This is a genomic window from Achromobacter pestifer, assembly GCF_902859625.1.
Taxonomy (GTDB): domain Bacteria; phylum Pseudomonadota; class Gammaproteobacteria; order Burkholderiales; family Burkholderiaceae_B; genus Achromobacter; species Achromobacter pestifer.
Genome location: NZ_CADIJX010000003.1, coordinates 915236 through 921696, shown reverse-complemented (window position 1 = coordinate 921696; position 6461 = coordinate 915236). Strand labels below are relative to the sequence as shown.

Sequence of the window (6461 nt, the reverse complement as noted above, 5' to 3'; positions counted from 1 at the left end):
CGAACACGTCCAGGCCGGCGAACTTCTTGAACAGCACCGCCTTGCCTTCCATGACCGGCTTGGAGGCCAGCGCGCCAATGTTGCCCAGGCCCAGCACGGCCGTGCCGTTGGAGATCACGCCCACCAGGTTGCCACGCGCCGTGTAGCGGTAGACATTGGCCGGGTCGGCCACGATCTCTTCGCAGGCCGCCGCCACGCCGGGCGAGTACGCCAGCGCCAGGTCGCGCTGGTTGACGAGCGGCTTGGAAGCCACCACGGAGATCTTTCCCGGGGTGGGGAATTCGTGATAGTCCAGAGCTGCCTGGCGGTCGGATTCGTTGTTCATGGGGCTGTAGCCTCGCTGTCTTGAATATGCAAAAATTCTAGGCCTCAAGACATAAGGTGATCATTCGGATTTAATATTGTCCCATTACCTTTACATTATGATTTACCTATGACGGCCTTTGACCCGGATGCGGTCATCCGGAAACTGACCTCTCGCCTGAAGATGCGCCACCTGATGCTGCTGCTGCAAATCGAGCAGCACGGGTCGCTGACCCGGGTGGCGGAACACATGGCCACCAGCCAGCCGGCAGTGACGAATGCCTTGGCCGAACTGGAAAGCATGTTCGACGTGCCGCTCTTTGAGCGCTCCGTCCGAGGCATGACGCCCACCGCGCTCGGCGCCGTGGTGCTGGCACGGGCGCGGGGGCTGGTCCAGGACTTGGGCCACCTGGTACAGGAAATGGAGGCCGTGGCGGCAGGACATGCCGCCCACCTGCACATTGGGGTCATCCCTTTCGTGTCGGGCCAGATGCTGTCGGCGGCCATCAGCCGCACCCTGCCGCAAGGCCGCCGGATCACCGCCACCATCCATGAAGGCCAGGGCCCCTCGCTGCTGCGCCAATTGCGAGACCACACGCTGGACATCGTGGTGGGCTGGGCCACGCCGTCGGTCGATCTGAGCAATATCGATTTTGAAGTGCTCTACCACCAGCAACCACGCCTGATCGCCAGCCGCCGCCTGGCGGCGCGGCTGGGACGTTCCCGCCTGGAATGGAACCGGCTGGCCGACCTGGACTGGATTCTGGGCACCCCGGGCAGCCCCATCCGCGAACAGGTGGCCGACATTTTCCTGCGGGCCGGCCTGGCGCCCCCGCCCCCGTCAGTGCAAAGCGATTCGTCCAAGCTGATCGGCGAAATGATCGTCGCCAGCGACCGCGCGGTCTCGATCCTGCCCGCCGATATCGCTGATGAACTGGTGCGCATCGCGGGCGCGGCCATCGTGCCTTATTCCTTCGACTGGACGCTGCCCCCGATCTCGCTGTTCACGCGCGCGGACGGCGTGCGACGCAATGTGGACGCCCTGTTCGCCGCTGCCTTGCGCGAGGTCTATACCAAGGGCGCCCGGCCGTCCGCCTGACGCGCGGCCGCCGCAGGCGGCGATTGGCGCAAATGCCAAGGAATGCAAAGCCTGCGTCCGCGCCGCAACCGGCGATCCTATACTTGCGGCGCCAAGTATCACGCAGGAGGGCACGCCGCTTGTTCATCATCTCGCCACCACGCGCGAGCCGCCGCGCGCTTGTCCTGTTGGGCGCGGCCGCCCTGACCGCGCTGTCCGGTTGCAGCTCGCTGCTCAGCGAAGGCACCGGCGCCGCCGCGGGTATCGCCGGCACCGCCATCGCGAACAAAGTCACTGACAACGCCACGGTCGCCACCGGTATCGGCCTGGGCGTGCAGGCGGGCGCCAAGGCCGCCCTCGCCTATGCGCAACGCAAGACCCGAGGCGAAGAACAAGACGCCATCGCCACCGCCGCCGGCCCGCTGGACGTGGGCGCCGTCGCGCACTGGAGCGTCAAGCACCAGCTTCCCATCGAAAGCGACGCACAAGGACAAGTGGCCGTCAGCCGGCTCATCGGCGGCGTGGGGCTGCAATGCAAGGAAGTCGTCTTCTCCATCGATACCCCGGCCGAAAAGGCCGGCGGTGACCCGCAACGCGAGTTCTTCGTCACGACCGTCTGCCGCGATGGGGCGCAGTGGCGGTGGGCCAGCGCCGAGCCGGCCACGGCCCGCTGGGGATCATTGCAATGATGCGCCGCGCATGCCTGCTGGCGCTGGCCGCCAGCATCGGTCTGGCCGGCTGCCAAAGTTCGTCGATCGGCGGCGCGACCGGCGCGGTGGTGGGCACCATCAGCGGCGCTGCCACCGCCAACCCCGTTGCCGGCTACGCCATCGGCGTCACCGTGCAGGCGGCGGTGGATGCCACCGTGAAGTATGTGCTGCGCGAATGGAAGAACGACCAGCAAAACGTCATGGCCAACGCTGCGGGCGAACTGCCCATCGGCCAGGTTCGGCAATGGCAGATCCGCCATGCCTTGCCCGTCGGCAGCGAGCAGGGCGGCATTCAAGTCGTGCGGGATATCGACACGCCGCTGACGCGCTGCCGCGAAGTGCTGTTCACGGTGGAGCAGGACGACACGCCCGCGCCTGCCTACACCAGCATCATCTGTAGGCAGCCAGGCGGGCAATGGAAGTGGGCGGCCGCCGAGCCCTCGGTGGCGCGTTGGAACGGGCTGCAATAGCCTCTGAAAGCTGCGGTTGCCTGGGCTTGCTTCAAAACGTAACATTTATCAACGTGAAGCTGTTTCCACGCCAGAAACGCAGCCGCTCCGCATAACATGCGGAAAAATTCCGATCCCAGCCCCCGGCAGCGGGCCGCGTCGCGGGAGGCCGTTGGCCCTCCCTTCGCGGAGGCGCCCGTTATCACGACAGAAAATGACAAACGGATCCGGCTCACCCGAGCGATTCCTGATCTCTGACGATCACCCCACGTTTCGGATGGGCATGTGCGAGATCATCCGCCGCATTGCACCGGCAGCGGTGCTGCGCGAAGCAGACCGCCTGGAAGACGTGTTCGCGTTGGTCGGGCAGGAAGGGCCGCCCGATACGCTCGTCCTGGATCTCCTGTTTCCCGAAAGCCATTCCCTGGAGTGGATCTCGGACCTGCGGCGGCTGTGCCCGCGCAGTTCGCTGATCGTCGTCTCCGTCATCAACGACAAGCAGAAGATCGATGCCGTCATGGCCTCGGGCGCGGACGGCTTCATCGGCAAATCGGTTGCGCCCGCGGAGATCGGGGAAGCGATCCTCGCGATCCGCGCAGGCGACATCGTGGTCAGGTACAACAAGCCGAATCTCTCGGGCGATAGTGACTTGGCCAGCGTGATCGCCGGCCTGACCCTGCGGCAACGCGATGTGCTGGCCATGCTGGTCGAAGGCCTCACCAACAAGGAGATCGCCAGACTCCTGGAAATCTCGCCATTCACCGTCCGCATCCATGTGTCGGCCTTGCTCAAGGCGATGAACGTGCCAACGCGGGCCTCCGCCGCGGTCCTGGCCGCCAGGGCGGGCGTGCAGCGGACACCCGCCGCCTGATCACGCACCGGGTACCGGCTCTGGAACCCGGTTACGCGGTTCGGCGGCCAGCGCCAGCGTGGTCAACAGGGATCTCAGCTCCGCCGCGCGGATCGGCTTGGCAAGGATCGGCAGCGCCGGATCATCCACGGCCTCGCGGATCGCCTTGGTGTCATGGCCCGTCAACAGCATGGCGGGCACATTCGCCCCCAACAAGCTCCGGACCCGCACGATGCACTCGGCGCCCGTCATCTCGGCGTTCAAGTCGTAGTCGCTGATGACGACATCGCAATCCGGCGGCGCCTCCGGCAACGCGCTGGCCTGCTCCACCACGCACCCCCACCGTTCCAGCAGCATGGCGGTCGCCATCAGCACGTTCTCGTCATCCTCGATCAGCAGCACACGCAGTCCGTTCAACCGGCTGGCGCCCGCCGCCGTGCGCCGCGTCTCTTCGGGCGGTGCATCCTCCAGTAGCGGGAACCCGTCGACCGTTACCGTCGTGCCCTGCCCGGATCGCGACCGGATGCTGACACGCAACCCAAGCAAGGTGCATAAGCGCTTGACGATCGACAAGCCCAGCCCCAGCCCTTCGATGTCCTTGTCGCGCTGCAACCGCACCCGATAGAACTCTTCAAAGACCATGCCCAAATGCGCCTCGGGAATCCCACGCCCACGGTCGTGGACTTGCAGGGAAAGGGTCGTCCCCCGCCGGCGCACCGCGATCAGCACCTCGCGGCCGCCCCCGTATTTGACGGCGTTCGACAGCAGATTCTGAACAACGGTGCTGAGCAGATTCGGATCGGTTCGGACCCGGTAATCACCCGCGTTGACGCGCACGGGCACCTCCGCCCAGGGTGAAGCGACTTCCCGGAAATCTCGCACCACGGTTTCCAGCACTTCGCGCATGCGCACTGCTTGGGGCTTGGGTTCCAGCTTTCCGCTGTCCAACGTGTAGCTATCCAGAATCGAGCGGAACAAATGCGAAACGCTGTTCAATGACCGATCGATGCTGTCGACCAGATGCCGCTGGTGGCCGTTCAGGTTCTCGTCGCGCAGGCAGTCCGCGAACAAGGCGATCGAATGAATGGGCTGGCGCAGGTCATGGCTGGCTTGCGCCAGGAATCGTGTCTTGGCCAACGTGGCCTCGCGCTCGCGCGCATAGGATTTCTCGTTGCTGCGCAGCAGAAAATGCGTATAGGCAGGAACGATCAGCGCCGCCAGGATCAGCGTCACCGTCACGTAGGGCTGCTCGTGCCAATATGGCGTCAGGTATGCGACCACGGCCAGATCCAGCAACGCAAGCGCCGTTGCGGCCACCAGATAGCGCGAGCCATACCGGACCCCGTACCCGACCGTCATCCAGAGCACGACGGCGTAGACGGGAAGCAGCGCGCGTCCGCCCAGAGCCAGATGGAAACCCAGGGCCGAATAGTCGTTGACCATGGCGAACACACGCCGGGCCGGATAGTTTCCCGGCCAACGGATGATGGCCCATCGCAGCAGTAGCGAAATGATGAGAAACGCCATGCCGTGCGCCGCCAGGAGCGCGGCGCGTTCCATGGGCAACTGCCCTGCCCATGCCAGGGCTGGCGCGTAGACCGTGACGAGCAAGGCGCTCAAGAGCCGCACGGTGGCTTGCGCGCGTTCAGTGTCTTTGACTTGTTCTGCCATGGTCCCCCAGCTTTCCCCCAGGCGTCGCCCCACTGGGCGGTCGACCGGTATTTTCCGCCCCTTTCAAGCGGCCCCGTCTGATCTGCCCGGGTTTCCGGTGTACTAGTACACCGGAAACCCGGGCGAATTCTTGATCGGGCAAACCTGCCCACTTATTATTTGCAGCGCAAAGGCGCAGGCGGGGAGGCTTGGCCGCGCACAATAAAAGGAAAAGCACGTGCGATTCAGTTTTCAACGAGCAGTGTTGGCATGCCTATGCGGCACCTTGCTGACGGCATGCACCACCTGGGACATCGCCCTGGCACGCCAGAAAGGCCGACCGGTCAATGACCTGGTTGCCGAATGGGGTCCGCCCAACAAGGTCTACGCAAGCGACGAGCTTCCGATCGGCCAATTGGTGTATTTGTACTCGACCGCCGACAACGTCGAGTGGAACGAAGCCGTGGGCTCTTACGGCAACTTCAACTACGGCGGCACGATCTACCAGCGCCGCTCCGGGGTGGCGAATTGCTACACCAGCTTCTTCGTCGACGAAAACGGCATCATCGTCGGTGGCAACCTCGAAAATGAGGGGGTGCGTTGCAAGATGTGGTGACCGCGGCCAACTTGCCTTGGCTCAAGTCCCCCATACCGCACGCCTACCGTACTCTCGCGAGCAAACCCAAGATGATTAAAAAAAACACCCTCGTCCCCTGGCTTCTGGCGGCCTTGCTGGGCATCTCGGCAGCAGCCCAAGCCGAAGAGAAAATGAGCCCGGGAGACATTTCCCGCGCTGTCGCCTACACCGATGCGATGCGCGCCCAGGCCTATCAAAAACAAGCCGAACAGTTCAAGGACTGGGCCGACAAAGTCGGCCCCGGCCAAGACGGCTCGGAAGCAATGGGCAAAGCGGTTAAGCTGATGGGATTGGCGAACCAAGCCATGCGGGCCGCCTGCACCCGAGAGCCCCACTATGTGGAAAAAGGCATCAAGGCGTTCCGCTGTAGCGCGTTGAAGTGATTTCGGCGCCGCTGCAACCATCATCGCCGCCTCCGGCAAGGGAAGACGCAACATGAAGAAGACTATTGCCCTCAGCACGACCTTTACCGCACTGGCCATCGCCACCTCCGCAGCACTCGCCCAGCCCGCGCCGGCTGGCATCCAAATGACGCCGGAACAACAGAAGCACCTGGATACCAACAAGGACGGCAAGGTCAGCCGCGCCGAATACCAGACCTTCATGGAAGCGTCGTTCGCGAAGCTGGACGCCAATGCCGACGGCCGCCTCAGCCAGAACGAGTTCCCGAAGAGCCTGACCGCGGAACAGTTTTCGGCCATGGACAGCAACAAGGACGGTCAAGTCGACCGCGCCGAGTTCATGAAGCAGGTCATGAAGGAATACAAGGACTGAACCCGCCTGG

8 protein-coding genes and 1 pseudogene are annotated in these 6461 nt (G+C 64.2%); 7 read left to right on the top strand and 2 right to left on the bottom strand.

The window, feature by feature from the left end; genetic code table 11:
- A pseudogene (locus HV753_RS15815) lies at positions 1 to 325 on the bottom strand (NADP-dependent malic enzyme); the annotation flags it as partial.
- A gap of 108 nt (positions 326 to 433) precedes the next feature.
- On the opposite strand from HV753_RS15815, the gene HV753_RS15810 reads away from it, so the two are divergent.
- The 4 genes from HV753_RS15810 to HV753_RS15795 all read left to right on the top strand — a co-directional run bounded on the left by HV753_RS15810 (position 434) and on the right by HV753_RS15795 (position 3411).
- Entirely contained in the window at positions 434 to 1402 is a 969-nt protein-coding gene (locus HV753_RS15810; protein WP_175175421.1) for a LysR substrate-binding domain-containing protein, read from the top strand.
- A gap of 119 nt (positions 1403 to 1521) precedes the next feature.
- Positions 1522 to 2070, top strand: a complete 549-nt coding sequence (locus HV753_RS15805; protein ID WP_175175420.1) for a hypothetical protein — start codon at positions 1522 to 1524, stop codon at positions 2068 to 2070.
- On the top strand, positions 2067 to 2561 hold the full coding sequence (locus tag HV753_RS15800) for a hypothetical protein (RefSeq protein WP_175175419.1): 495 nt from the start codon (positions 2067 to 2069) through the stop codon (positions 2559 to 2561). Before HV753_RS15805 ends, HV753_RS15800 begins: the two co-directional genes overlap by 4 nt.
- 193 nt (positions 2562 to 2754) lie before the next feature.
- Positions 2755 to 3411 carry a LuxR C-terminal-related transcriptional regulator gene (locus HV753_RS15795; RefSeq protein WP_175175418.1) on the top strand — a complete coding sequence of 219 codons (657 nt, stop codon included), beginning with the start codon at positions 2755 to 2757 and terminating at the stop codon, positions 3409 to 3411.
- Here the strand turns inward: HV753_RS15795 and HV753_RS15790 are convergent, their stop codons facing one another.
- Positions 3412 to 5061: a hybrid sensor histidine kinase/response regulator gene (locus HV753_RS15790; protein WP_175175417.1), complete on the bottom strand. Its 1650-nt coding sequence runs from the start codon at positions 5059 to 5061 to the stop codon at positions 3412 to 3414.
- 217 nt (positions 5062 to 5278) lie between these two features.
- Here HV753_RS15790 and HV753_RS15785 point away from each other — a divergent pair, with 217 nt between their 5' ends.
- The 3 genes from HV753_RS15785 to HV753_RS15775 are packed head-to-tail and all read left to right on the top strand — an operon-like array spanning position 5279 to position 6451.
- Positions 5279 to 5656: a hypothetical protein gene (locus tag HV753_RS15785; RefSeq protein WP_175175416.1), complete on the top strand. Its 378-nt coding sequence runs from the start codon at positions 5279 to 5281 to the stop codon at positions 5654 to 5656.
- Positions 5650 to 6060 carry a hypothetical protein gene (locus HV753_RS15780; RefSeq protein ID WP_246288294.1) on the top strand — a complete coding sequence of 137 codons (411 nt, stop codon included), beginning with the start codon at positions 5650 to 5652 and terminating at the stop codon, positions 6058 to 6060. The genes HV753_RS15785 and HV753_RS15780 overlap by 7 nt, the downstream gene beginning before the upstream one ends.
- Positions 6061 to 6112: 52 nt before the next feature.
- Positions 6113 to 6451, top strand: a complete 339-nt coding sequence (locus tag HV753_RS15775; RefSeq protein ID WP_175175415.1) for an EF-hand domain-containing protein — start codon at positions 6113 to 6115, stop codon at positions 6449 to 6451.
- Positions 6452 to 6461 lie beyond the last annotated feature (10 nt).

Bases quoted from the DNA above. Each gene is read 5' to 3' on its own strand.
- HV753_RS15810 (WP_175175421.1), top strand. From the start codon at position 434: ATGACGGCCTTTGACCCGGATGCGGTCATCCGGAAACTGACCTCTCGC.
- HV753_RS15800 (WP_175175419.1), top strand. From the start codon at position 2,067: ATGATGCGCCGCGCATGCCTGCTGGCGCTGGCCGCCAGCATCGGTCTG.
- HV753_RS15795 (WP_175175418.1), top strand. From the start codon at position 2,755: ATGACAAACGGATCCGGCTCACCCGAGCGATTCCTGATCTCTGACGAT.
- HV753_RS15790 (WP_175175417.1), bottom strand. From the start codon at position 5,061: ATGGCAGAACAAGTCAAAGACACTGAACGCGCGCAAGCCACCGTGCGG.
- HV753_RS15775 (WP_175175415.1), top strand. From the start codon at position 6,113: ATGAAGAAGACTATTGCCCTCAGCACGACCTTTACCGCACTGGCCATC.